Consider the following 26400-nt stretch of genomic DNA (forward strand, 5'->3'; position numbering starts at 1 on the left):
AATGTGGGAGCAACTGTCTTCCCCCTGCCGCTCGTCACCGCCATTCGGTGCCGTCCCTCAACATGGCATTCAGCCGGATAAGTAGGATCCGCATGCAGGCGATGAGCGCAACTTTCGCGCTCTTGCCTCGCTCCCGAAGAGCGTCATAGCGTGCCTTGAAGTTTGGCTGATGACGGATTACGACCCAGCAAGACATGTAAAGCGCACGTCTGACGCGGGCTCTGCCTCCGTAGATTTGACGTTTTCCGCTGTGATTGCCGCTGTCGTCGTTGTACGGCGCAATTCCCGCCAAGGCCGCCACTTCACGACGATCAAGCGCGCCCAATTCGGGCAGGTAAACCAGCAAGCTGGCTGTGGCCACCGTACCGATGCCTTTAACGGAAATGAGTCGTTCGGCTTTTTCGGCATCCAGCTCATGCATGCTCTGATGGATGGTTTTATCGAGCTGCTTGATTTGCACTTGCAGGTAGTGAACAAGGCCTTTGATCGCCTCGCTAACAGCGGGTAACTGAACTTGCTGAAGCCGGCGCTTGTTGTCGTCTCGTTGCTGAACAAACTGCTCGCGCAACTGGATCAACTCGCGCAGTGCTTCACGTTCCGGCGAAATGATCTTGTCGCGGGATGCATGCAGCACTTCAGCGAAGTCCGCCAGCACGGCCGCGTCGATGGGATCGGTCTTGGCATTCTTGCCCATGGCCACGGCGAAGGCTCTGGCCCGGCGGGGATTGATTCTAAGCACTTTGAAGTCGGCGCCCTGCAGTGCCGCCATGACCTTGCATTCGTAACCACCGGTGGCCTCCAGCAGAACCCGGTCAACCTCGTACTGGCTCAGGCGCTCAATCAGCTCAACAAAGCCTTCTGACGTATTGGGAAGGTCAAAACCTTCACCCTGAGGTTGAACCCATACAACCAGGTTTGATTTGGAGATATCGATGCCGACCCAGGAAATCATGGCAAAACCCTCTTACACTCAGGAGTGAGAGTGCTCTGGCCTTGCCCACGCTTGTGATTCGAGTGGCGCTCGTCCAACTGTTCGGGCTTATGGGCCAGAGTGGAAAGGTGGATGGCAGCTTGGCTCCCACACGTGCTTTTAGCACTGCGGACTCACAGCTTGCCATTCACCTCTCTCACCCCAGAGCTTATCCCTAGATCTAGACACAAGCGGGCTTGCTCGCGAATACAATCTGTCAGCCGATATCCATGTCGACTGACACACCGCCTTCGCGAGCAAGCCCGCTCCCACATTTTGATTTGTGTTTGTCAGACGTACTGCGCCGCCGCGTAACCGGAGGCCCACGCCCACTGGAAGTTGAAGCCGCCCAGATGCCCGGTCACGTCGAGTACTTCGCCGATGAAGTACAGGCCCGGGCTTTTCAGCGACTCCATGGTCTTGGACGACACTTCATTGGTGTTGACGCCGCCCAGGGTCACCTCGGCGGTGCGATAGCCTTCGGTGCCCGCCGGCACGACTTTCCAGCTCGCCAGTTTTTCCGCGATATCGGCCAGTTCCGCGTGGGTGTACTGCTTCATCGGTTTGGAGACGAACCAGTTGTCCGCCAGCAGGTTGGCCATCTTCTTGGTGAAAATTTCCCCGAGCAGGGTTTTCAACTCGCTGTTGGGACGTTCGGCCTGTTGCTGTTGCAGCCAGTGCGGCACGTCATGATCGGGCAGCAGGTTGATCTCGACGGTATCGCCGGACTCCCAGAAGGACGAGATCTGCAAAATCGCCGGGCCGCTGAGGCCGCGGTGGGTGAACAGGATGTTCTCGCGAAAGCTCTGGTCGTTGCAGCTGACCAGGCAATCCACCGACGTACCGGACAACTCGGTGCACAAGGCCTTGAGCTGATCGGTGATGGTGAACGGCACCAGACCGGCGCGGGTCGGCAGCAGCTCGTGACCGAACTGCCTGGCCACCTGGTAACCGAAACCGGTGGCGCCCAGGGTCGGGATCGACAGGCCGCCGGTGGCGATCACCAGGGATTCGCACGTCAATTGGCCGAGTGTCGTGTCCAGCAAATAGCCATTTTCAAGCTTCTCGATCGCCTGGATCGAGGTGTCCAGGTGCAGGCTGACGCCGACCTGATCGCACTCGTTCAGCAGCATTTCGAGGATGTCGCTGGATTTGTTATCGCAGAACAACTGGCCGAGTTTTTTCTCGTGGTATGGCACGCCGTGCTTGGCCACCATGCCGATGAAATCCCACTGGGTGTAACGGGCCAGGGCGGATTTGCAGAAATGCGTGTTCTGCGAAAGGAAATTGCCCGGTTCGGTGTACATGTTGGTGAAATTACAGCGGCCACCGCCCGACATCAGGATTTTCTTGCCGGCCTTGTTGGCATGGTCGAGCAGCAGCACCTTGCGCCCGCGTCCGGCGGCGGTCAGTGCACACATCAACCCTGCGGCGCCAGCGCCAATGATCACGACTTCGGTAGAGCGCAAAACGGTGTCCTCTAAATGTGTCACTACAAAAACAATTGTGGGAGCGAGCTTGCTCGCGATGAGGCCGGCACATTCAACATGGTTGTTGTCTGACAGTCCGCCATCGCGAGCAAGCTCGCTCCCACAGGGATATACGTCGTTCTTACAGGATACGCACGCGCAACGAACGGCCCTTGATCTTGCCGTCGTTCAAGCGCTGCAAGGCCTGCTTGGCGACGCCGCGTTCCACGGCCACATAGGCCTGGAAGTCGAAAATCGCGATCTTGCCGACCTGGGCACCGGGGATGCCGGCGTCACCGGTCAGTGCGCCAAGAATGTCGCCCGGGCGAACCTTGTCTTTACGGCCGGCAGCGATGCACAGGGTGCTCATCTGCGGCAGCAGCGGGCCACCACCCTTGGAGGTGAGGTTGTCCACCTGGTCCCAGGTCAGCGGTGTTTTCTGCAATTGTTCGATGGCTTGTGCACGCTGTGCTTCGGACGGCGCCACCAGGCTGATTGCCAGGCCTTTCTCACCGGCGCGACCGGTACGGCCGACGCGGTGGATGTGGATTTCCGAATCACGGGCCAGCTCGACGTTGATCACCATGTCCAGGGAATCGATATCGAGGCCGCGGGCGGCGACGTCGGTGGCGACCAGTACCGAAGTACTGCGGTTGGCGAACATCGCCAGCACCTGGTCGCGGTCACGCTGTTCCAGATCGCCGTGCAGGCCGACGGCGGAGATGCCTTTGGCGGTCAGGTGATCGACGGTTTCCTGAACCTGTTGCTTGGTGAAGCAGAAGGCCACGCAGGATGCCGGACGGAAGTGGCCAAGCACCTTGGTCACCGCACTCATGCGGTCATCCGGGGAAATCTCGTAGAAGCGCTGCTCGATCTGTGTGTCGTCGTGGAACGCCTCGGCCTTCACCTGCTGCGGGTTGCGCATGAATTTTGATGCAAGCTGCTTGATGCCCACCGGGTAAGTGGCGGAGAACAGCAACGTCTGGCGACGCTCCGGGGCCTGCATGATGATTTCTTCGATGGAGTCGTAGAAACCCATGTCGAGCATGCGGTCGGCTTCGTCGAGGATCAGGGTGTTGAGGCCATGGAGCACCAGTGAACCCTTGCGCAGGTGCTGCTGAATCCGGCCCGGGGTGCCGACGATGATGTGCGCGCCGTGTTCCAGCGAGGCGATCTGCGGGCCGAGGGACACACCGCCGCACAGGGTCAGGACCTTGATGTTGTCTTCGGCACGGGCCAGACGACGGATTTCCTTGGCGACCTGGTCAGCCAGCTCGCGGGTCGGGCACAGGATCAGTGCCTGGCAACCGAAGTAGCGCGGATTGATCGGGTTCAGCAGGCCGATGCCGAAGGCAGCGGTCTTGCCGCTGCCGGTCTTGGCCTGGGCGATCAGGTCCATCCCCTTGAGGATCACCGGCAAGCTTTGCGCCTGGATCGGCGTCATCTGGGCATAACCGAGGGAGTCGAGGTTAGCCAGCATGGCGGCGGACAGCGGCAAAGTATTAAATTCGGTGGCGATGGTGGTCACGGGACTGGCCTGCAAAACAAAATGTCGCGCAGTGTACCAGTCCCGTGCTCTTCACCTGCAAATTCTGGACGAATAGTCGTAGCAGCTGCCGAGGCACGAGGCTGCGTTGCGTGTCCGCAGGACCGCCCTCCGGGGCCGCTACGCAGCCCGACGCAGCCTCGTGCCTCGGCAGCTGCTACACGTCAGTGCTCTATGTCGTGCTCGCGACTGACCACTCGTCGTCCGTCCTTCGGCGAAAGTTGCGAGAAAATCGTCGCGGCCAGCATCGCCATGATTCCGACGGTGACGAATGTCAGTTGGAACGCGCCCAGCACCGTGTCCACGCCATCGTTTCCAATCTCCGCTGTGAAACCCCCGAGCAGCGCACCGGCACAGGCCACGCCGAGGCTCAGGGACAGTTGCGCAACCACCGACAGCAGGCTGTTGCCGCTGCTGGCGCTGGCGTCGTCGAGGTCGATCAGGGTCACGGTATTCATCGCGGTGAACTGCAAGGAGTTGATCGCGCCAAGGATCGCCAGCAGGCACAGCAGCAGCCAGTACGGCGTCTGCTCGCTGACCAGGCCCATGCTCGCCAGCATGATCCCCAGCGCCAGGGTGTTGCCGGTCAGCACGATGCGATAACCCAAGCGTTCGATCAGCGGCCGCGCTACCCACTTGGCGATCATCGCCGCCGCCGCCAGCGGCAGCATGCTCATCCCGGCCTGGGACGGCGAATAGCCCAGCGCCACTTGCAGCAGCAACGGCACCAGAAAGGGCAGGGCGCCGCTGCCGAGACGGGCGAACAGGTTGCCGAGAATGCCGACGGCAAAGGTCCTGGTCTTGAACAGCGACGGTGCGAACAACGGGTTTTCGATATGCCCGGCGCGTAGCCAGTACGCCGCCAGGCAAGCCATGCCGCCGAACAGCAGCAACATCACCCGCAGGTGCGGCAGGTGCAATTCGCCCAGGCCTTCCATGGCGATGGTGATCAGAATCATCGCCGCGCCGAATAGCATAAAACCCAAACCGTCGAAACGGGTGCGCTCGGAGCCGCGCAGGTCCGGGATGAATTTCCACACGGCGTAGCAACCGACCAGACCCACCGGCAGGTTGATCAGGAAGATCCAGTGCCAGGTCAGGTATTGCACCATCCAGCCGCCCATGGTCGGGCCGATCAAGGGGCCGAGCAGCCCGGGAATGGTGATGAAACCCATGATTCGCACCAGCTCCGAGCGTGGGTAGGCGCGCAACACCACTAGCCGTCCGACCGGCAGCATCAACGCGCCGCCCAGACCTTGAATCACCCTGGCGCCGATCAACTGGGTCAGGCTGGTCGACAAAGCGCAGAGCAGCGAGCCGAGGCTGAACAGCAAAATCGCACTGAAGAAGATTTTCCTGGTGCCGAAGCGGTCGGCGATCCAGCCAGAAGCGGGAATCAGCAAGGCGACCGTGAGCATGTAGGCGATGATCACGCCCTGCATACGCAATGGGTCTTCGGCCAGGTCGAGGGCCATGGCCGGCAGGGCGGTGTTGAGAATCGTCCCGTCGAGGGACTGCATGAAGAAGGCAATGGCGACGACCCACGGCACCCAGCGGGCGGTGACAGGATCGAGAGGTGGGCGGTTGGGCATGGGACCTCTTGTGGTGGTCAGGTAACCGGACCCTGTGGGAGCGGGCTTGCCCGCGAAGAGGTCGTCACATCCAACATCAAGGTCGACTGACCTACCGCTTTCGCGGGCAAGCCCGCTCCCACAGGTATTGCGTTTACAGCGTCAGGGTCAATCGGCTGACCAGCGCCCCCGGCAACAACGCCGAGGCCGTGGCCCGCTGGCTGTAGGTGCTCGCCGACAACAACAACTCCCGCTCCTCGGTCAGCGCTTCCAGTTGCGAACCGAGCAGGCTGAAGGCGCTGTCATCAAAGCGCATGGTGCTGACCGGTGCCTGAATCTCGCCGTTCTCGACCCAGAACGTGGCAAACCGCGTCATGCCGGTCAGGCGTGCGGCCGGTTGATCCGAGAAGTTCAGGTACCACAGGTTGCTGATGTACAACCCCGTGCCCAGTTGCTTGAGAATGTCGGCGTCAGGCAATACCCCGGCTTTCATGTTCAGTGCGCTCGGTGATTCGCCACCGCTGGCGCCATTGGCGGTCAAACCGTATTCCGCGGCGCTGCGCGAGCTGACCAGTTGCGCCCCGGCCTTGCCGTCGACGATCAACCCCAGGTCGCTGCGCGGATAACCCTCATCGGAAAACGCCGGGCTCAGCGAGCCGCTGACTTTTTCATCCAGCGAGACCAGCGGACTGAAAGCGCTGTCACCGCCGTAAAGTTTTTGCAGCGGGCTGCTTTTGCTGGCAATCGACTGTGCCGAGAAACCACCCCAGCACAACATGCCCATGATTTCCTCCAGCGCGGCTGGCGCCAGGTAGGCGCGGTATTGACCGGGGGCCAGCGTCCGCAATGGCCGACCCAGAAACTCCAGCTGCTCGCGGGCTTGCTGGAAGCGTTTGGCAAAGCCTTCGCTGCTCCAGTCGTGCCCGGCGTAGCTGGCTTTCACCGCTTGGCCGTTCTCGTGAAACAGACTGAAATCGAAGTTGAAACTGTTGGCCTGATGCCAGCCGAAAGCGCCCGAAGAACTGGCGAAGCCGCGACTGATAGGCCCGGCAGCATAAAAACCGACCAGATCCAGGCCTTCGGCAGCCTGGGCGATTTCAGCGACCACTTGCTCGGTGTCCGGCAGCGGGTGCGTCTGCACATTGTTACTCTGCCAGCCATTGTGGTTGAGCAGCAAATAAGGATCCTGAGGCAGCAGCGGCAAGGTTTCCCGCAGCTGTTGCAGGCCTTCGGTCAAACGTTGCAGATCAACCTGGGGATCACCGGCCAGGGTGATGTTCAGGTCGGCATGCCGGCCTTCGTTGATCAGTTTCAGGCCGATATTCGCCTGCTGCACCTGACCGGCCTGACGCACCCTGGCGTGGTTGAAGCGCACGAAGGCCGATGACTCGGCGGCGTAGCTGAGGGTGAACTGCTCGGGCTCGTGAAGCGCTGCACGCAGGCTGTCGACCAACGCCTTGAACGACTCGGCCTGGCTTTTTGAAGGATTCATCAGGCGTCTCCTCCGAATACATCAACGTTGCTGAACACGCAGGCCGGCGACGCGTGGCCGACGCGGATCACCTGGTTCGGTTCGCCCTTGCCGCAGTTCGGTGTGCCGAGGACCTTGAAGGTACTGGCATCGCCGACAGCGCTGAGGCTTTTCCAGAACTGTGCGGAGATGCCCCTGTAATTGGGATTCTTCACCACGCCCTTGAGTTCGCCGTTTTCGATCAGTTGGCCCCACTCGCAGCCGAACTGGAATTTGTTGCGGGCATCATCGATCGACCATGAACGGTTGGTCGACATCAGCACGCCGTGTTCGATACCGCCGATCAGTTGTTCAATGGACCGGTCGCCCGGTTCGATGTTGAGGTTGGCCATGCGGTCGATGGGCGGGCGGTTCCAGCCGCAGGCGCGGCTATTGGCGACACCGTCCATGCCGGCCCGGAATTGCGACAATGCACCGCCCAGCGGGCGCAGTAACAGGCCTTCACGGATCAGGAACTGTTTGCTGGCAGGTGTGCCGTCGTCGTCATGGCCGTAACTGGCGAGTTCTTCGGGGATGTCCGGGTCGAAGGTCACGTTGAGCAGGCTGGAGCCATATTGCAGGCTGCCGAAATCACTGGCTTTGACGAAACTGGTGCCGGCGTAGTTGCGCTCGTCACCGAGGATGCGGTCCAGCTCCAGCGGATGGCCGATGGACTCGTGGATTTGCAGCATCATCTGGTCGGGCATCAGCAGCAGGTCGCGCGTGCCTTGCGGGGTGTTCGGCGCCAGGAGCAATTGCAGGGCCTGATCGGCCACCTGGGCGCCGGCACCGATCAGGCCGCAGCGGCTGATGACGTCCGCCGCGCCTTGCTGGCCGAAGTTCTCGCGGCCAAGGCTGCGGGTCTGGCTATCGTTGCCGTCGTAGGCCGTGACGTCCAGGCCGGGGTAGACAAAACGTTGGGCCTGGCGCAGTTCGGCACCGGCGCTGTTGAGGTAGATCTGCTCGACGTGGGTGATGCCAAGGCTGACTTGCCAGTTCACCAGGCGCTCGTCCTTGGGCACGGCGGCCGACTCGGCGCCGAGCAGTTGGTAGCAGTCGCTCAGGGGCGGGAAGGCCTGGTCGAGGTTGGGTGAAAAGTAATCGGCGCGGTCGCTGGAAACAGCCTGCTCGCGCAGGTCCAGCAAGGCGTGCGGCTTGAGTCGACGGGCCTGGCGTTCGGCACGTTCGAGGGCGGTTTGCAGGCCTTGTTGCGACAAATCGTTGGTCGCCGCATAGGCCTCAACGCCATTGACTCGCACGGTCAGCATCGCCCCTTCGTCACGGCTCAGGCTTGGCGGTTCGGCGACGTTTTTGCGCACCGACAGGTACTGCCCGGATTCGCGCACATAACGCAGGGAAAAGAATTCGGCCCCCGTGCGCAAGGCAGCGAAGCGCTGCTTGAGCTGGGGATGGAAATCGAACATTCGTGAACCTCCTTGGAGTGGAGTTGCGGCGAAGCGGTACAGCGAGGGGAGGGGGGAAACGATTGCGTGGCGCTAGATTAGGCTTGCGAGGGGGGAGGATCAAGTTTGGATCGGATTTGCGAGTGATTGCCGGGGGAGAGTTGTTGCCTGACCGGGCCTCTTCGCGAGCAAGCCCGCTCCCACACTGGATCTTCAGTACATCCAGATCCAGTGTGGGAGCGGGCTTGCTCGCGAAGGGCCGTGACGCGGTGTAACGCCTTACGCCGTCTGGTTCACTTCCCGCACCGGCTTGCCCTTCACCGGCGCCCCACCCGCCACATAATAGGCGGCTGTGCTGCGCGGCAATGGCTTGCGACCACGGATCTTGTCGGCGATTTTCTCGGCCATCATGATCGTTGGTGCGTTCAGGTTGCCGGTGGTGATGATCGGCATGATCGAGGCATCGACGACACGCAGGCCTTGCATGCCATGCACGCGACCTTCGCCATCAACCACGGCCATGTCGTCGGTGCCCATCTTGCACGAGCAGGACGGGTGGAACGCGGTTTCAGCATGTTCGCGGATGAACTTGTCCAGTTGCTCGTCGGTTTGCACCTCGATGCCCGGGCTGATCTCGCGACCACGGAAAGCGTCCAGTGCAGGCTGTTGCATGATTTCACGGGTCAGGCGGATGCCGTCGCGGAATTCCTGCCAGTCCTGCTCGGTGGCCATGTAGTTGAACAGGATGCTCGGGTGCTGGCGCGGGTCCTTGGACTTGGCCTGGATGCGACCACGGCTTGGCGAACGCATGGAGCCCATGTGTGCCTGGAAGCCGTGCTCTTTTACACCGTTGCTGCCGTTGTAGTTAATCGCTACCGGCAGGAAGTGGTACTGGATGTTCGGCCATTCGAATTCCGGACGGGTACGAATGAAACCGCCGGCTTCGAACTGGTTGCTCGCGCCGATGCCGGTGCCGTTGAACAGCCACTCGGCACCGATGGCCGGCTGGTTGTGCAGGAGCAGCGACGGGTACAGCGAGACTGGCTGGGTGCAAGCGTATTGCAGGTACAGCTCAAGGTGATCCTGCAGGTTTTCACCAACGCCCGGCAGGTCGTGGACCACCGGAATGTCGAGCTTGTTCAGCAGCTCGGCCGGGCCGACGCCGGAGCGATGCAGAATCTGCGGCGAAGCGATGGCGCCGGAGCACAGCAGCACTTCCTTGCGCGCTTTGACTTCAACACGTTCTTCAGCCGCGCCCACCAGGTAACGCACGCCGACCGCACGCTTGCCTTCGAACAGGATCTTGTCGGTCAGGGCGTGGGTGACGATGGTCAGGGTCGAACGCTTCTTGGCCACGTCCAGGTAACCGCGGGCGGTGGAAGCACGACGACCTTTCGGCGTCACGGTGCGGTCCATCGGGCCGAAGCCTTCCTGCTGGTAGCCGTTGAGGTCTTCGGTGCGCGGGTAACCGGCCTGTACGCCGGCTTCAACCATGGCGTGGAACAACGGGTTGTTGCCGGCTTTCGGTGTGGTCACGCTGACCGGGCCATCGCCACCGTGGTAGTCGTTCGGGCCGATGTCGCGGGTCTCGGCCTTGCGGAAATACGGCAGGCAGTCGAGGTAGGTCCAGTCTTCCAGGCCTGGCAGTTTTGCCCAGCCGTCGTAGTCCATGGCGTTACCGCGGATGTAGCACATGCCGTTGATCAGCGAGGAGCCGCCCAGGCCCTTGCCGCGACCGCATTCCATGCGACGACCGTCCATGTGTGGCTCTGGATCGGTTTCGTAGGCCCAGTTGTAGCGACGGCCTTGCAGCGGGAACGCCAGGGCGGCCGGCATCTGAGTGCGGAAGTCGAGGCGGTAGTCCGGGCCGCCCGCTTCCAGCAGCAGGACGGTGACGCCTTCGTCTTCGGTCAGGCGGGTTGCCAGGGTGTTACCGGCCGAGCCGGCACCGATGATGATGTAGTCGAATTCTTGGGACATTGGATGCACCCTCTTTGAAGTTGGTTCAGGTCAGGCCATGGCGAGTGCTGTGCACTCGATTCGCGAGCAAGCCCGCTCCCACATTTGATCTTTGGTATACACAGGATCTGTGTCCGCCACGGGTCCCTTGTGGGAGCGGGCTTGCTCGCGAAGAGGCCCTCGCGAGCAATACCGGTCTCGGGTCTTAGAACACCGAGACGTAATCGCCCAGCTCGACCTGTACCGATTTAATGCGGGTGAAGTTGTTCAGCGAGCTGATACCGTTTTCGCGGCCGACACCCGACTGCTTGTAGCCGCCAACCGGCATCTTCGCGTCAGACTCGCCCCAGGCGTTGATCCAGCAGATACCGGCTTCCAGTTGATGAATCACGCGGTGCGCGCGGTTCAGGTCGCGGGTGACGATACCGGCGGCCAGGCCGAATTCGGTGTCGTTGGCGCGACGGATCACTTCTTCTTCGGTTTCGTAGGTGAGGATCGCCATCACCGGGCCGAAGATTTCTTCACGGACGATGGTCATGTCGTCGGTGCAGTCGGTGAACACGGTCGGGGCCACGAACGCACCTTTGGCGAATTCGCCGTCAGTCAGACGTTCGCCGCCGCACAGCAGGCGTGCACCTTCTTCCTTGCCCTTGGCGATGTAGCCCAGCACGCTTTCCATGTGGGCGAAGCTGACCAGCGGGCCGAAGTTGGTGTTTTCGTCTTCCGGGTTGCCGATGCGGATGCGTGCAACGCGCTCAACGATCTTGGCTTCGAAAGCGGCTTTCAGGTGGGCCGGTACGAACACGCGGGTGCCGTTGGTGCAGACCTGGCCGGAGCTGTAGAAGTTGGCCATCATCGCGGTGTCGGCGGCGCGATCGAGGTCGGCGTCGTCGCAGATGATCAGCGGGGATTTGCCACCCAGTTCCATGGTCACGTCCTTGAGCGAAGAGCTCGAAGCGCTGGCCATGACTTTCTTGCCGGTGTCGGTGCCGCCGGTGAACGAGACTTTCTCGATGCGCGGGTGTTCGGTCAGCCAGGTGCCGACTTCGCGGCCGCTGCCGGTCAGGACGTTGAACACGCCTGCTGGCAGGCCGGCTTCGGTGTAGATCTCGGCCAGTTTCAGGGTGGTCAGCGAGGTGACTTCACTTGGCTTGAAGATCATCGCGTTGCCGGCGGCCAGGGCCGGTGCGGATTTCCACAGGGCGATCTGGATCGGGTAGTTCCACGCGCCGATACCGGCCACAACGCCCAGCGGCTCGCGACGGGTGTAGACGAACGAAGTGGTGCGCAGCGGAATCTGCTCGCCTTCGATGGCCGGTACCAGGCCTGCGTAGTACTCGAGTACATCCGCGCCGGTAACGATGTCGACGTAGCGGGTTTCAGAGTACGACTTGCCGGTGTCCAGGGTTTCCAGGGCGGCCAGTTCGTCGTTGCGCTCACGCAGGATTTCCACGGCACGACGCAGGATGCGCGAACGCTCCATGGCGGTCATCGCAGCCCAGATTTTCTGGCCCTTTTCGGCGCTGACTACGGCGCGCTCTACGTCTTCCTTGGTTGCGCGTTGTACTTTTGCGAGGACTTCACCGTTAGCCGGGTTGATGGCTTCGAAAGTGGCGTCGCTGCTGGCGTCGCTGTACGCGCCATCGATGTAGAGTTTTTGCAGTTCGAAACGGGCCATAAAGTCCTCGCAAGAGCATTAAGTGGCTGGCGCGGTTCGGTGGTTGAGCGTTTATGTGTGCTCTAACTCACCCGCTTGGCCAGTTGGGTATCCATGTATTCGTAAGCGATCTGTTGCGCCTGCTCGGTGTCGAAAGCATCTCCCGACAGCGCACCGCGCAACCATAAACCGTCGATCAACGCTGCCAGGCCCCGGGCGGCGCTGCGCGCATCATTGAGCGGCAGCACGCGGCGGAACTGGCAGCACAGGTTGGAATACAGACGGTGATCGTTGATCCGCTGCAACCTGTGCAAAGACGGCTGGTGCATGCTGGTGGCCCAGAAGGCCAGCCAGGTTTTCATTGCCGGGCCATTGACCTGGCTGGCGTCGAAGTTGCCTTCGATGATCACCTGCAGATGCGCCCGCGGGCTGTCATCTGTCAGCGCCTGACGGCGCGAGGTGACGTTCTCGCTCAGGACGGTCATCAGGTACCCCATGGTGGCGGCGATCAGGCCGTTCTTGTCCTGAAAGTAATGACTGATGATGCCGTTCGAGACACCGGCCAAACGGGCGATCAGCGCAATGCTGGCGTCCCCCATTCCGACCCGATCGACAGCCTGCAAAGTGGCTTCGATCAATTGCTGGCGGCGGATGGGTTGCATACCGACCTTGGGCATCTTGCACATCTCCTTAGGCCTTCCGGTGGACGCAGGACGGCTACCGGGTTGAAGGCCAGTCTATTTTGTTTTGATTGAACGTTCAATCAACAAAGAATAAGATCTGCGACAAATCGTCGCTGCTTACAGATTTTTCCTACATGTGGCGGCGGAAAAAACGACTTCCGAAATTGCTCGAAACCTACGCGCCACGGCGCTCCAGGGGTTTCGGGCTTTTTTCGGGCTGTCTTTATATCACCCGCCGGTCGGCTGCCCACTAACCGATTGGTCGGGTAACTCGTTTGTCTTGCGTTCTTCTCTCGCACTGCCCGGAGCATCTGTGCCATGAGTTCTGCCTCGCTAATAAAGACCCCACCCGAGAAGGTGACGGTCAACGGTTGGGTGTTCTACACCTCTACCGCGTTGATTCTGTTGTTGACCGCCATTCTGATCATCGCCCCGCAAGAGGCCGGCAGAATGCTGGGTATGGCGCAAGCCTGGTTGTCCCGCAGCTTTGGCTGGTACTACATGGTGGTGATTGCCGCCTACCTGATTTTCGTTGTCGGCCTGGCGTTTTCGTCCTACGGCAAGCTGAAACTGGGTAGCAAGGACGACACCCCGGACTTCAGTTACGGCGCCTGGGCGGGGATGCTGTTCTCCTCGGGTATCGGCATCTCGTTGCTGTACTTCGGTGCGTCCGAGCCGCTGGACCACTACTTCAACCCGCCGGAAGGCGTGGCCGGCAGCAACCTTGCCGCCCGTCAGGCCGTACAGCTGACATTCCTGCACTGGGGCCTGCACGGCTGGGCGATTTACGCACTAGTCGGTCTGGCCGTTGCGTACTTCGCTTACCGTCATAATCAGCCGCTGGCGTTGCGTTCGGCGTTGTATCCGCTGGTGGGCGAGCGTTGGGTCAAGGGCGCGGCCGGGCATGCGGTGGATGGCTTCGGCATGTTCGTGACCCTGCTGGGGCTGGTGACGAACCTGGGGATTGGTTCGCTGCAAGTGTCGTCGGGGCTGGAAAACCTGTTCGGCATGGAACACAGCAACACCAACCTGCTGATCGTGATCATCGTGATGAGCACCGTGGCGACCATCGCTGCTGTGTCGGGCGTGGAAAACGGCATCCGTCGTCTGTCCAACCTGAACATCGTGCTGTTCAGCGGCCTGCTGATTTTCGTCCTGTTGTTCGGGCCGACCCTGCACCTGCTCAACGGTTTCGTGCAGAACGTCGGTGACTACCTGAACGGCGTGGTGCTGAAGACTTTCGACCTCTATGTGTACGAAGGCGACAGTGAGAAGTCCGACCGCTGGCTGGGCCTGTGGACCCTGTTCTACTGGGCCTGGTGGATTTCCTGGGCACCATTCGTGGGCATGTTCATCGCACGTATTTCCCGTGGTCGCACCGTGCGCGAACTGGTAGCCGGCGTGCTGCTGATTCCACTGGGCTTCACCCTGGCGTGGCTGTCGATCTTCGGTAACTCGGCTTTGGACCTGGTGATGAATCACGGGGCGGTGGAGCTCGGGAAGACGGCGCTGGAACAGCCGTCCATGGCGATCTATCAATTGCTTGAGCATTACCCGGCGTCGAAAGTTGTCATCGGCGTGTCGATCTTTGTCGGTTTCGTGCTGTTCCTGACCCCGGCGGACTCCGGCGCGGTGATGATGGCCAACCTGTCTTGCAAGGGCGGTACCGTCGATGAAGACGCGCCGCACTGGCTGCGGATCTTCTGGTCGGTGGTGATCACCCTGGTGACCATCGGCCTGCTGTTCGCCGGCAACTTCGAAGCCATGCAAACCATGGTGGTGCTGGCCGGTCTGCCGTTCTCGGTGGTGCTGGTGTTTTTCATGTTCGGCTTGCACAAGGCCATGCGCCAGGACGTGCAGATCGAACAGGAGCAAGCGGAACTGGCGGCACGCGGTCGTCGTGGTTTCAGCGAGCGTTTGACCCAACTGGACCTGCAACCGAGCCAGTCGATCGTTCAGCGCTTCATGGACAAGCATGTCAGCCCGGCATTGCAAGATGCAACGGCGCAAATGCGTGCTCAAGGTCTGGAGGTTCAGACGCTGCTGGGTAAGTCCAAGCGTTGCATGGGCGTACGGGTCGAGATGGAAGAGGGCAACCCTTTCGTCTACGAAGTGAGCCTGGACGGTTACCTGGCCACGCCGACCGAATCGGCTCAGTCCGATGAGGCGCGTCAGCGTTACTACCGTGCCGAGGTGTACCTGCACAACGGCAGCCAGGACTACGATTTGATGGGCTTCACCCAGGATCAGATCACCCGTGACGTGCTCGATCAGTTTGAAAGCCATCGGCAGCTCCTTGGCCGGGTTTACAGCTAAGTAGCAACAGGGCGCGGTGTTTCTGTCTGAAGCACCGCGTTGCGTCCTTCGCGAGCAAGCCCGCTCCCACAGGTGACCGAGTTCTAACAGAGGAATGCGGTCGAATGTGGGAGCGGGCTTGCTCGCGAAGGGGCCATCAGCCGCAAAGCTGTTTGACCCGATACCCCACAAACAAAAACGCCGCGATCTTATCGCGGCGTTTTTGTTTCTGCTGTCTTACCCCAGGTTCTTGCCGAGCAGTGCGTGATACAGCTCACTGTCGCCCAGAATCCCCACTACGTGGTTGTTGTCGTGCAGCACCAGTTTGTTACCGGTCTGATAACGAATCTGCAGCGCATCGCGCATGCCGATACTGGAGTCCACCAGCGTCGGCTTGCGTTCCAGGCCTTCGACGGCTTGCCCCGGAATCCAGTTCTGCAGGTCCATTGACGAACCGTTCTTGCGTGCGCCCTTGATGGTGTTGCCTTCGGCCAGGTCCAGCCACGAATCGCCGCCCGGATCGAGGCACACCGAACCGTTGATGCGCTTGCAGTTGTCCAGCGTACGCATCAGGCTGCGGCCGCACAGTACGTTCAGCGGGTTGGTGTGGGCCACGAAGGTCCGCACATAGTCGTCCGCAGGGTTGAGGACGATTTCTTCCGGCTTGCTGTACTGGATGATCCGGCCGTCTTTCATGATCGCAATACGGCTGCCCAGTTTCAGCGCTTCATCGAGGTCGTGGCTCACGAAGACGATGGTCTTGTGCAGCTTGCGTTGCAGTTCCAGCAGCTCGTCTTGCAGCCCCTGGCGGATCAGCGGGTCGAGGGCCGAGAACGGTTCGTCCATCAACAGGATGTCGGCGTCCATCGCCAGTGCGCGGGCCAGGCCCACGCGTTGCTGCATACCACCGGACAGCTCATTGGGTTTCTTGTTGCGCCACTGGGCCAGACCCACCAGCTCAAGCTTGTCGTCCACCAGCTTGCGGCGTTCCTTCTCGGGACGACCCTGCATCTCCAGGCCGAAGCTGATGTTCTCGCGAACGGTCAGCCAGGGCATCAGGGCGAACTTCTGGAACACCATCGCAATGCGCTTGGTGCGCATCATTTTCAGTTCTGCCGGGCTGCAGGACGCAATGTCGATCTGCTTGCCTTCGTGCTCGACGAACAGCTTGCCGCGGCTGACGGTGTTGAGGCCGTTGATGCAGCGCAGCAGGCTGGATTTACCGGAGCCGGAAAGGCCCATCAGTACGCAGATCTCACCTTTCTCGATATCCAGGCTGGCTTTTTCAACGCCGACAATCTGCCCGGTCTTTTTCAGGATTTCGTTGCGGGTCATGCCCTGATCCAGCAGCTTGAGCGCCTCGCGTGGATCCTTGGAGAAGATAACGTCAACGTTATCAAAGCGAATAATGCTCATGCATCACCCCCTACTTTGGCTTCGGGTTGTTTGCAGATACGGTCGAGCATGATCGCCAGCAGTACGATCGCCAGGCCTGCTTCGAAGCCCAGGGCGATATCAGCAGTGTTCAGTGCGTTGACCACCGGTTTGCCCAAGCCATCGGCACCTACCAGTGCCGCGATCACCACCATCGAAAGGGACAGCATGATGCACTGGGTGATGCCGGCCGCGATGCTTGGCATGGCGTGGGGCAGTTCGATTCGCGAGAGCAACTGACGGCGCGAGCAGCCAAAGGCCTTGCCGGCGTCCATCAACTCTTCCGGAACATCGCGGATACCCAGGTAGGTCAGGCGGATGGGCGCGGCAATCGCAAACACCACCGTGGAGATCAGACCCGGAACCACACCCAGACCGAAGAGGGTCAGGGTAGGAATGAGGTACACGAACGTCGGTACGGTCTGCATCAGATCGAGTACCGGACGCATTAAAGTATAGAACATCGGCTTGTGCGCGGCGACGATGCCCAGAGGCACGCCAATGACCACGCAGACCAGGGTGGCGAACATCACCTGGGCGAGGGTTTCCATGGTTTCCTGCCAGTACCCCAGATTGAGGATCAGCAGAAAGGAGGCAACGACAAACGCGGTCAGGCCCCATTTGCGTTGAATGAAGTGTGCCAGTAGTGCGATTACGCCGATCAATACCAGCGGGTTGAACCAGGTCAGCGCAAACGTCACGCCGTGGATCATCGTTTCCAGTGTCACGGCGATTGCGTCGAAGGTGCTGGCGCCGTGTTGCGTCAACCATTCAACGAAGCCCGCGATGTACTGGCCTAAGGGGATTTTCTGATCAATCAGCATGGTAGTGAACGTCCGCATGCAAGGAAATAAACAGCCCGGACGGCCGAGGCCATCCGGCATAAGCGATTACTTGGCCAGTTTGGCTTTCACGGCCTCCAGGCCTGGTTTACCGTCAATGGTGGTCACGCCAGCGAGCCAGGTATCGAGCACCTGTGGATTGTTTTTCAGCCAGGCCTTGGCGGCCGCCTCAGGCTTCATCTTGTCGTCCAGGATGTTGCCCATCAGCGAGCTTTCCATGTCGACGGTGAACTCCAGGTTCTTCAGCAACTGGCCGACGTTGCTGCATTCCTGCGTGTAACCCTTGCGGGTGTTGGTCGCCACGGTGGCGGCACCGAAATCCGGGCCGAAAAAGTCATCACCACCGGTCAGGTATTGAATCTTGAAGCGCTTGTTCATCGGATGCGGCGCCCAGCCGAGGAATACCACGGCGGTGTCGCGTTTCTGCGCGCGGTCGACCTGCGACAGCATGCCGGCTTCGCTGGACTCGACGACCTTGAAGCCGGCGTCCTTGAGGCCGAAGGCGTTCTTGTCGATCATCGACTGGATCAGGCGGTTGCCGTCGTTGCCCGGCTCGATGCCGTAGATCTTGCCGTCGAGTTCTTTCTTGAATTTGGCAATGTCGGCGAAGTCATGCAGCCCTTTGTCGTACAGCGCCTGGGGAACGGCGAGGGTGTACTTGGCGCCCTTGAGGTTGGTGCGCACGACATCCACGGTGCCTGCGTCGCGATAGGCCTTGATGTCGTTTTCCATGGTCGGCATCCAGTTGCCCAGGAACACGTCCATGTTCTTGCCGTCGGCCAGGGACTTGTAGGTCACTGGCACGGAAATCATGGTGGTCTTGGTCTTGTAGCCGAGGGCATCGAGCACGACGCTGGTGGTCGCAGTTGTCGCGGTGATGTCGGTCCAGCCGACATCGGAGAAGTTTACGGTGCTGCACTGCGCCGGTTCTGCGGCTTGCGCCAGAACCGGCAGACTAAGCATGGCGGCCAACAACAACGACGGGGAACCTTTCATGGATGGACTCCTTGGTGTTTTTTTTGGCAGTGTTCCGACTGGACCACCGCACTTATAGGTTGCGGTTGGATGGCGTTCTGGAGACAGCTCTACCACTGCGCCTTGCAATCGAGTCGATATGATCATGTACCAGTGAAAATCTGACGCCTACAGGGTGCGTCGTATCCAGTACAGGGATGGTCGCATCCAGTGTCGGTGACGTCGTTTACAGATTTTTTCAGCCCTTTTTCCCCCTCTGAACCGCAAAAAAACGGCGAAAACACGGCGTAAAAGACACGCGGCGTTGGTGGGCATGAGTGCGTCGGTTAGAGACGTCGAACAACACGATAAAAGCTTGATGATGCGGTCATCCCGGCGGATTGCAGCTTGAGCGTAGCAGCTCCGTCACCGTGCGCTCTCGCGTGCGCAGTGGGCCCATTCAGGAGTTCGGCAGTCATGGCTATCAGTGTTTTCGACCTGTTCAAAATCGGCATCGGTCCTTCCAGTTCGCACACCGTGGGGCCCATGCGGGCGGCGGCGTTGTTTGTGCAGGGCTTGCGCGAGCGAGGGTTGCTGGAGCAGGTGCGGCGAGTCGAAGTCCAGCTGTTCGGCTCGTTGTCGGCTACCGGTATCGGCCACGGCAGCGACAATGCCGTGATCATGGGCTTGATGGGCGAGTGGCCGGATGCGATCGACCCGTCGCAAATCGGCATTCGTATCCAGGCCTTGCGTGAATCCCATACGTTGTTGCTCGACGGTCGCTTGTCGGTCCCGTTTATCTGGGCCAGGGACATGCGCCTGATCGACGAAAACCTGCCGTTCCACCCCAACGCCATGACCCTGGTTGTCGAAGGTGATGACGGCGAATTGCATCGCGACACCTACTATTCGGTCGGCGGCGGTTTTGTCGTCGATGAGGCGCAAGCCTCCAGCGGTGTCGTGGATCTGGATCGCACCGTACTTCCTTATGACTTTTCCAGTGCCGCCGAGCTGTTGCAGCTGTGCAAGCAGCACAACCTGCGTGTGGCTGAATTAATGATGGCCAACGAGAAAGTCTGGCGCAGCGAAGAGGAGATCCGCAGCGGCCTGATGAAGCTCTGGCGCGCGATGCAGGATTGCGTCGAACAAGGACTGAAGCACGAAGGCATCTTGCCCGGTGGCCTGAACGTGCGTCGCCGCGCGGCCAAGCTGCATCGCAGCTTGCAGGAATTGAACAAACCCAACGTGATCGGCTCGACCTTGAGCGCCATGGAATGGGTCAACCTGTTCGCCCTGGCGGTCAACGAAGAAAACGCCGCTGGCGGGCGCATGGTTACGGCACCGACCAACGGCGCGGCGGGGATCATTCCGGCAGTGCTGCATTACTTTATGAAGTTCAGCGAAGCCGTGACCGACGCCAATGTCGTCGACTACTTCCTCAGTGCGGCGGCGGTGGGAATCCTGTGCAAGAAGAACGCCTCGATCTCCGGGGCCGAAGTCGGCTGCCAGGGCGAAGTCGGTTCGGCCTGCGCCATGGCGGCGGCCGGCTTGGCGGAAATCCTTGGCGCCACGCCAGAGCAACTGTGCAACGCGGCGGAGATTGGTCTGGAGCACAACCTCGGCCTGACCTGCGACCCGGTGGGTGGACTGGTCCAGGTGCCGTGCATCGAGCGCAACGCGATTGCCGCGGTGAAAGCAATCAACGCTGCGCAAATGGCATTGCGGGGCGATGGCCAGCACTTTATTTCGCTGGATCGGGTGATCCGTACCATGCGCGATACCGGTGCCGACATGCATGACAAATATAAGGAGACATCGCGGGGTGGGTTGGCGGTGAGTGCGGTGGAGTGTTGAGTCAGTAATACCGGGTCGCATACTTCGCGAGCAAGCCCGCTCCCACAGGGGAATGCATTCCACAGGTGGGAGCGGGCTTGCTCGCGAAGGGGCCAGACCAGTCAAAACTGCGCGCTAAGTGAACACCCGGATTAAAACGTGCCACCTTTTAGCGCGTCGCTCCCAGATAAATCGCCTGGCCGCTGATCGGGCGCCATAAAGCTCTCGACCACTCGTCACCCGTGCCTGCGGTGACACTCCTTTCCGACGCGGCGCAACACCGTTCCCACAAGTGCTACCGAATTGCTCACAGCTCGTGGGCCGGGGTGCTTGCCAGCCCTGATGGCCATTTAAATCCCCACTCCTTGCAAGTCATATATAGACACATTCCGACGTCGTTTTTAGGAGTTATTGAACGCGCATTCAAAATTAGGCATGGCATTTGCTCTGTCATTACAAAGCCCGTCTCCCACGCGAGAACGATGGCAATAAAAAGAGCCTCCGCCTGAGGCCATCACCCGCTTTGTGTGAGGAGATACCGCGATGACGACGTTCAACTCCGGGGCCCAACCCCAGAACCGTGCGCCTCAATCCATCGGCTTTCTGCTGCTGGACAATTTCACGCTGATTTCTCTGGCCTCCGCAGTGGAACCCCTGCGCATGGCCAACCAGTTGTCCGGTCGCGAGCTCTATCGCTGGACCACCCTCACCGTCGATGGCGGCCAGGTCTGGGCCAGTGACGGCCTGCAGATCACCCCCGACGCTTCCATGCACAAAGCCCCGCCAATGGACACCGTCATCGTGTGCGGCGGTATCGGCATCCAGCGCACTGTTACCCGCGAGCACGTGTCCTGGCTGCAAAGCCAGGCCCGCCAGTCCCGCCGCCTCGGCGCGGTGTGCACCGGCAGCTGGGCCCTGGCCTGCGCCGGCCTGCTCGACGGCTTCGATTGCAGCGTGCACTGGGAGTGTCTGGCAGCGATGCAGGAAGCTTTCCCGCGGGTGGCCATGAGCACCCGTCTGTTCACCCTCGACCGTAACCGTTTCACCAGCTCCGGCGGCACCGCGCCGCTGGACATGATGCTGCACCTGATCAGCCGCGATCACGGTCGTGAACTGTCGGCGGCCATTTCGGAAATGTTCGTCTACGAGCGCATCCGCAACGAGCAGGATCACCAGCGTGTGCCGCTCAAGCACATGCTCGGCACCAACCAGCCGAAGTTGCAGGAAATCGTTGCCTTGATGGAAGCCAACCTCGAAGAGCCGATCGACCTCGACGAACTGGCGGTGTATGTCGCGGTATCCCGTCGGCAGCTCGAGCGGTTGTTCCAGAAATACCTGCACTGCTCGCCGTCGCGTTACTACCTGAAGCTGCGCCTGATCCGCGCCCGGCAATTGCTCAAGCAAACGCCGATGTCGATCATCGAAGTGGCATCGGTGTGTGGCTTCGTATCCACGCCGCACTTCTCCAAGTGCTACCGCGAATACTTCGGCATTCCACCGCGTGATGAGCGCGTAGGCTCCAACACTACCCAGCAAGTGGCGATGATGCCGTTGCCACAGGCGCTGGTGCTGTCGCCGTTGTCCGGGCCGTTGTCGGCGCTGAGCCAGGCGCGCAATGAGTCGACGTTTGCCAGCGTAAGGCTTTAAACCGAGGCGCTACATTCGCGAGCAAGCCCGCCCCCACAGTTGGAATGCATTCCAACTGTGGGAGCGGGCTTGCTCGCGAAAGCTTTTTATCGGCTTGGGTGGCTCTGCTGATATTCCGCCAACGCCGGCAACAACTGCTTGTCGATCGCCTGGCGCACCGCCGGCAGGATGGTCGCGCTGCTGGTGTACATCTGCTTGACCATGGTGCGCAGCACTATCGCCCGTTCATTGTTCAAACCTCGTACCGCGCACTCGCAAGCCTGCTCGGCCGTGGCGCCGCTCGGCACTTGAAACCCCAGCGACTTGAGCTGGCCCAACAGGTCTTCCTGGTCTATCAAATCAGCGTGCATCATGACGCAATCCTTCTTCAGGGAACGGTGTCGTGGCTCGATTCTGGTAGGGCCACAAGGTGGCGGCAAGGGCGAATTGTCGCAATGGCCGCAATACCTATGAACAGGTCGTTTTCGGCTAACTTGCCGTGCGGAGGAGTGGGCACACTGGGCTCAGCTCGCTTCACGAAGGTTTGGTCACCCTCGCACGGCAGCTCCTCAACAGTACCCTCTGCCTCGATCCTGTCACGGCTTGATCGGGGCTTTTTTTTTGTCTATGAATCAGGGACATATGAGGTGCTGGTACTGACGCCATCGCGGGCAAGCCACGCTCCCACAGGTTTGGCGTCGTTCACCAAACCTGAGGTGATCTCGATCCTGTGGGAGCGTGGCTTGCCCGCGATGAACGATGACGCGGTCTAGCGCTGTAATACGAGGATGCGTGACAACAACTCATCCCGGTCGACATAGCAGCCCTGGAAATGCCGTGCCCCGGTGGCGGGGTCGAAGGCGTTGCGGGCATGGAGGGTGCGACGGTTGTCGAAGCACCACAGCTCACCGGGATTGAGCCGTTGCATCAATCTGAATCGGGGCTCGCGGGTCATCGCGATAAAGCGCCGGTAGGCCTGATACAGCTTGGGCATCTGCTCCACCGCTGCATCGAACGGCCCGCGCAGAAAGTTCGCCATGCGGATTTCCGACACCTGCCCCAACGCGTCCAGGGCAATGATCGGGGCGAGACAGCGGTAGTCGCTATGGCGGTCCTTGTTGCGAAACTCCACGGGGATTGCGCAGAGGCTTTTGAAGGATTCGGGGTCTTCCCGGCGCAAGGCGTCGGCAATGGCAAAACCGTCGACAAAAATGCTCTCGCCACCCTCGGCGTCATTGACCAGGCAATGCAAAAATTGCAGCCCAGGTTGCAACTCCCGGGTTGGCAAATCGCTGTGCAGCGGCAGGTTGAACGCGGTGTAGGCGTTGCTGTCGGCGTCGGCCTTGGATTGCACGTTGAACAGCACGCCGAAATTGCTCTCGCGGATGAAGGAAATCCGTTGGGCGATCAGTTTCAGCGAACCGGGCTCGGTGGGCACACCACGCACCTGGGTCAATCCGACATCGCGCACCGCCAACAACCATTGCAACAAGGCGTCAGGGTCGTTCATCAGTGCTGGATACTCGAACACCGGCAACTGCAAATCGTTGTGCCAGAGCCTGGCTTTCGGTTTGCCTGCCAGGCGTTCGGCGCGTGACTCGTCGTCGTAGGCATGGGCGCGCAGCCAGCCAGGGTCGAAGCGACTGCAGTGGCCGTCCTGCCAATCCACCGTCAGGCAACCATCGCTGTCGATACGGGCGTTATCGGGCATCAGGTCATGAGCCACATCGACGATTTCCAGCACTTGTTCGCGGGTTACGGTGTAGACGCACTGCGGGCACGGGCAATTGTCCCGCAGCCATTGATGGTGGAAAGGGCTGACGCGATCGTCGGCCCACTTCACCAGAACACGGTCGGCCAGGGTCTGCACGCCAGTCAGCGCGCTGATCAACGGGTAAGTACGAAAGTCGGCAAATGCAGCGGCGGTGTTCATGGCGATCTCCTTGTTATTTTTTTGGGGGTAATGCGATCACTCGGCCAATGTACTCGGGCGTGGGCAGGTCCGCCTGTTCGGCGACGATGGCTTGCAGCCGGCTCAAGGACAGGTCGCTGAACGGCGCCGAACGCGGCCCGGCGAGATCCACGTGCAGCAGCATCTGTTCGTTGCCCGCCAGCGCCAGGTCATCACCGACCCGATGCAGGCTGTGATAGAGGTGCACGCGTTTGCTGTCGTGGGCGATGATTTGGGTGTGCACTTCAACTTGAGCGTCGAGCTTCACTTCGTGCAGGTAGTTGAGGTGCAGTTCGAGGGTGAACAGCGAGTTGCCGCTGGCCTCGCGGCTGTTGCTGTCGAGTCCCAGGCGATCCATCAGGGCGTCGGTGGCGTAGCTGAAAATCAGCAGGTAGAAGGCGTCGCGCAGGTGGCCGTTGTAGTCGACCCAGTCGGGGATGATGGTGGTTTTGTAGGTGGTGAGGGTGGGCATGGTTTCTGATCCAATTTGTGTGGTGACTGGACTGCCGCTATCGCGAGCAAGCTCGCTCCCACAGGGGACGCATTCCAATGTGGGAGCGGGCTTGCTCGCGAAGGGGCCAGACCTGCTGGCCCATCAATTGACGGTCTACTCGCTGAAGGCCATCCCATGTTTTTCTTTGGTGCTCTTCACCGCTTCCAGCACCGCCAGCAGGCAGTCATCACGATAGCGCTCCAGCGCCGAAATGCTGTGTTTGCCCAGTTGATCGCTGGTGCCATCGACCACATCGTCGATCAGTTTGTCGGTCAGCTCCGGCGCGGGCAGGTAGGTCCACGGCAACTGCAGCGCCGGGCCGAACTGGGCCATGAAGTGACGCATGCCGGCATCGCCACCGGCGAGGGTGTAGGTCAGGAACGTACCCATGAACGACCAGCGCAAGCCTGCGCCGAAGCGGATGGCATCGTCGATCTCGCCAGTGGTCGCCACGCCGTCGTTGACCAGGTGCAGCGCTTCGCGCCACAGCGCTTCAAGCAAACGGTCGGCGATGAAGCCCGGTACTTCCTTGCGCACGTGCAGCGGGCGCATGCCTAAGGATTCATAGACTTTCATCGCGGCTTGCACCGCTTCAGGGGCGGTATTTTTACCGCCGACCACTTCGACCAGCGGCAGCAGGTAAACCGGGTTGAACGGGTGCCCGACCACGCAGCGTTCCGGGTGCGTGGAGCTTTCGTAGAATTCACTCGGCAACAGACCGGAGGTGCTGGAGCCGATCAACGCATTGGGCTTGGCCGCCGCGCTGATTTTGCTGTGTAGTTCCAGTTTCAGCTCCAGTCGTTCCGGGGCGCTTTCCTGGATGAAATCGGCATCGCGCACGCACTCTTCGATGGTCGCGACAAAGCGCAGGCGATCCTGCGAAGCGCCGGGGGCCAGGCCTTGTTTCTCCAGGGCACCCCAGGCATTTGCAACGCGTTTGCGCAGGGCTGCTTCAGCGCCGGGTGCCGGGTCCCAGGCCACGACATCCAGGCCATGGGCGAGGGCGCGGGACACCCAACCGCTGCCGATGACACCGCTGCCCAGGGCGGCGAAGGTTTTGATTTCGGTGATGAAGCTCATGGTCAATTCCTGAATTTGGCTCGGAAAAAAACTGTGGGAGCGAGCTCGCTCGCGATGGCGGTATTCCTGCCGCAGATGATGTTTCGGATGTACCGACGTCATCGCGAGCAAGCTCGCTCCCACAGGGGGAAAGTTGTTGTGAATTAACCGCGCTTGGTCAGGCCCATTTTTGCCCGGCCTTCAGCCGGGGTCAGCACCCGGGCGCCGAGGCGGCTGAGGATTTCCGTGGCGCGTTCGACCAGTTGGCCGTTGGTCGCCAGCACGCCCTTGTCCAGCCACAGGTTGTCTTCCAGGCCGACGCGCACGTTGCCGCCGAGCAATACCGCTTGCGCCGCCATCGGCATCTGCATGCGACCGATGCCGAAGCCGGCCCAGACCGCATCGGCAGGCAGGTTGTCGACCATGGCTTTCATGGTGGTGGTGTCCGCCGGCGCGCCCCATGGGATGCCCAGGCACAGCTGGAACAATGGGTTGTCGAGCAGGCCTTCCTTGATCATCTGCTTGGCGAACCACAGGTGACCGGTGTCGAAAATTTCCAGCTCGGCTTTCACGCCCAGTTCCTGGATGCGTTTGGCGCCAGCCCGCAACTGCGCCGGGGTGGACACGTAAATAGTGTCGCCGTCGCCGAAGTTCAGGGTGCCGCAATCGAGGGTGCAGATTTCCGGCAGCAATTCTTCGACGTGGGCCAGGCGGGTCAATGGGCCGACCAGGTCGGTATTCGGGCCGAACTCCATCGGATTCTCGCCGGCACCGATTTCCAGGTCACCGCCCATGCCGGCGGTGAGGTTGACGATGATGTCGACGTCCGCCTCGCGGATGCGCTCCATCACTTCGCGGTACAGCGCCACGTCACGGCTGAACTTGCCGGTTTGCGGGTCGCGAACATGGCAGTGAACCACGGTGGCGCCGGCCTTGGCGGCTTCCACGGCGGCGGCCGCGATCTGTTTCGGGGTGACCGGCACGTGTGGGCTCTTGCTGGTCGTGTCGCCAGCACCGGTGAGTGCGCAGGTGATGATGACGTCGTGGTTCATTTGGCGGTTCCTTACAGGCGAGTTTTTGGTTTTGGCCGGGCGTGGTGATCCCGTTCGCAGCCCGTCGGGGCTGCGAGTCGGAGGTTCAATCAG

Annotated in this window: 20 protein-coding genes; 3 read left to right on the forward strand and 17 right to left on the reverse strand. The window is 60.8% G+C overall.

The features are described from left to right. Window positions 1–34: 34 nt before the first annotated feature. From ABIA48_RS16845 to betI, 9 genes are all read right to left on the reverse strand, one after another. Window positions 35–952: an IS110 family transposase gene (locus ABIA48_RS16845; RefSeq protein WP_429487394.1), complete on the reverse strand. Its 918-nt coding sequence runs from the start codon at window positions 950–952 to the stop codon at window positions 35–37. A gap of 308 nt (window positions 953–1260) precedes the next feature. Continuing rightward, complete coding sequence (locus ABIA48_RS16850; protein ID WP_429490088.1) at window positions 1261–2439, reverse strand: NAD(P)/FAD-dependent oxidoreductase; 1179 nt, start codon at window positions 2437–2439, stop codon at window positions 1261–1263. 142 nt (window positions 2440–2581) lie between these two features. Next, on the reverse strand, window positions 2582–3919 hold the full coding sequence (dbpA, locus tag ABIA48_RS16855) for an ATP-dependent RNA helicase DbpA (RefSeq protein ID WP_230853210.1): 1338 nt from the start codon (window positions 3917–3919) through the stop codon (window positions 2582–2584). A 230-nt stretch (window positions 3920–4149) separates the two neighbouring features. Then, complete coding sequence (mdtD, locus tag ABIA48_RS16860; protein ID WP_429490090.1) at window positions 4150–5577, reverse strand: multidrug transporter subunit MdtD; 1428 nt, start codon at window positions 5575–5577, stop codon at window positions 4150–4152. Between the two features lie 133 nt (window positions 5578–5710). Continuing rightward, the gene (locus tag ABIA48_RS16865) at window positions 5711–7048 is read right to left on the reverse strand and encodes a TldD/PmbA family protein (RefSeq protein ID WP_429490092.1); all 1338 of its coding nucleotides are present in this window, start codon (window positions 7046–7048) and stop codon (window positions 5711–5713) included. Further along, window positions 7048–8490 carry a TldD/PmbA family protein gene (locus ABIA48_RS16870; RefSeq protein ID WP_429490094.1) on the reverse strand — a complete coding sequence of 481 codons (1443 nt, stop codon included), beginning with the start codon at window positions 8488–8490 and terminating at the stop codon, window positions 7048–7050. Before ABIA48_RS16870 ends, ABIA48_RS16865 begins: the two co-directional genes overlap by 1 nt. 258 nt (window positions 8491–8748) lie before the next feature. Beyond that, the gene (gene betA / locus ABIA48_RS16875; RefSeq protein WP_429490096.1) at window positions 8749–10449 is read right to left on the reverse strand and encodes a choline dehydrogenase; all 1701 of its coding nucleotides are present in this window, start codon (window positions 10447–10449) and stop codon (window positions 8749–8751) included. A gap of 184 nt (window positions 10450–10633) precedes the next feature. Further along, window positions 10634–12106, reverse strand: a complete 1473-nt coding sequence (betB, locus tag ABIA48_RS16880) for a betaine-aldehyde dehydrogenase (RefSeq protein ID WP_204929422.1) — start codon at window positions 12104–12106, stop codon at window positions 10634–10636. A gap of 62 nt (window positions 12107–12168) precedes the next feature. Further along, window positions 12169–12762: a transcriptional regulator BetI gene (betI, locus tag ABIA48_RS16885; RefSeq protein WP_429490098.1), complete on the reverse strand. Its 594-nt coding sequence runs from the start codon at window positions 12760–12762 to the stop codon at window positions 12169–12171. 381 nt (window positions 12763–13143) lie between these two features. Between betI and ABIA48_RS16890 the strand changes: the two genes are divergently transcribed. Then, window positions 13144–15084 (forward strand): BCCT family transporter, encoded by a 1941-nt coding sequence (locus ABIA48_RS16890; protein WP_238540686.1) that lies wholly within the window; start codon window positions 13144–13146, stop codon window positions 15082–15084. Between the two features lie 216 nt (window positions 15085–15300). Here ABIA48_RS16890 and choV read toward each other — a convergent pair whose 3' ends face one another. The 3 genes from choV to ABIA48_RS16905 form a co-directional block, all read right to left on the reverse strand. Beyond that, a complete protein-coding gene (gene choV, locus ABIA48_RS16895; protein WP_277532546.1) occupies window positions 15301–16479 on the reverse strand; it encodes a choline ABC transporter ATP-binding protein in 1179 nt (392 codons plus the stop codon). Continuing rightward, window positions 16476–17321, reverse strand: coding sequence for a choline ABC transporter permease subunit (gene choW, locus ABIA48_RS16900; RefSeq protein ID WP_277532544.1), 846 nt, complete (start codon window positions 17319–17321; stop codon window positions 16476–16478). Before choW ends, choV begins: the two co-directional genes overlap by 4 nt. A 66-nt stretch (window positions 17322–17387) precedes the next feature. Further along, complete coding sequence (locus ABIA48_RS16905; RefSeq protein WP_277532542.1) at window positions 17388–18335, reverse strand: choline ABC transporter substrate-binding protein; 948 nt, start codon at window positions 18333–18335, stop codon at window positions 17388–17390. A 435-nt stretch (window positions 18336–18770) separates the two neighbouring features. On the opposite strand from ABIA48_RS16905, the gene ABIA48_RS16910 reads away from it, so the two are divergent. Beyond that, window positions 18771–20147, forward strand: coding sequence for an L-serine ammonia-lyase (locus tag ABIA48_RS16910; RefSeq protein ID WP_429490101.1), 1377 nt, complete (start codon window positions 18771–18773; stop codon window positions 20145–20147). 522 nt (window positions 20148–20669) lie between these two features. After that, window positions 20670–21773: a GlxA family transcriptional regulator gene (locus ABIA48_RS16915; RefSeq protein ID WP_007975492.1), complete on the forward strand. Its 1104-nt coding sequence runs from the start codon at window positions 20670–20672 to the stop codon at window positions 21771–21773. Window positions 21774–21859: 86 nt separating this feature from the next. Here the strand turns inward: ABIA48_RS16915 and ABIA48_RS16920 are convergent, their stop codons facing one another. The 5 genes from ABIA48_RS16920 to ABIA48_RS16940 form a co-directional block, all read right to left on the reverse strand. Then, window positions 21860–22126, reverse strand: a complete 267-nt coding sequence (locus ABIA48_RS16920) for a hypothetical protein (protein WP_429490103.1) — start codon at window positions 22124–22126, stop codon at window positions 21860–21862. Between the two features lie 395 nt (window positions 22127–22521). Beyond that, a complete protein-coding gene (locus ABIA48_RS16925; RefSeq protein ID WP_429490105.1) occupies window positions 22522–23685 on the reverse strand; it encodes a gamma-butyrobetaine dioxygenase in 1164 nt (387 codons plus the stop codon). Between the two features lie 13 nt (window positions 23686–23698). Next, entirely contained in the window at window positions 23699–24175 is a 477-nt protein-coding gene (locus ABIA48_RS16930; RefSeq protein WP_429490107.1) for a thioesterase family protein, read from the reverse strand. 135 nt (window positions 24176–24310) lie between these two features. Beyond that, a complete protein-coding gene (locus ABIA48_RS16935) occupies window positions 24311–25276 on the reverse strand; it encodes an L-carnitine dehydrogenase (RefSeq protein ID WP_429490109.1) in 966 nt (321 codons plus the stop codon). A gap of 143 nt (window positions 25277–25419) precedes the next feature. Next, entirely contained in the window at window positions 25420–26307 is an 888-nt protein-coding gene (locus tag ABIA48_RS16940) for a 3-keto-5-aminohexanoate cleavage protein (protein WP_007985953.1), read from the reverse strand. Between the last annotated feature and the right edge of the window lie 93 nt (window positions 26308–26400).

Source organism: Pseudomonas sp. S30_BP2TU TE3576 (assembly GCF_050436025.1).
In the GTDB taxonomy this organism is placed as follows: Bacteria; Pseudomonadota; Gammaproteobacteria; order Pseudomonadales; family Pseudomonadaceae; genus Aquipseudomonas.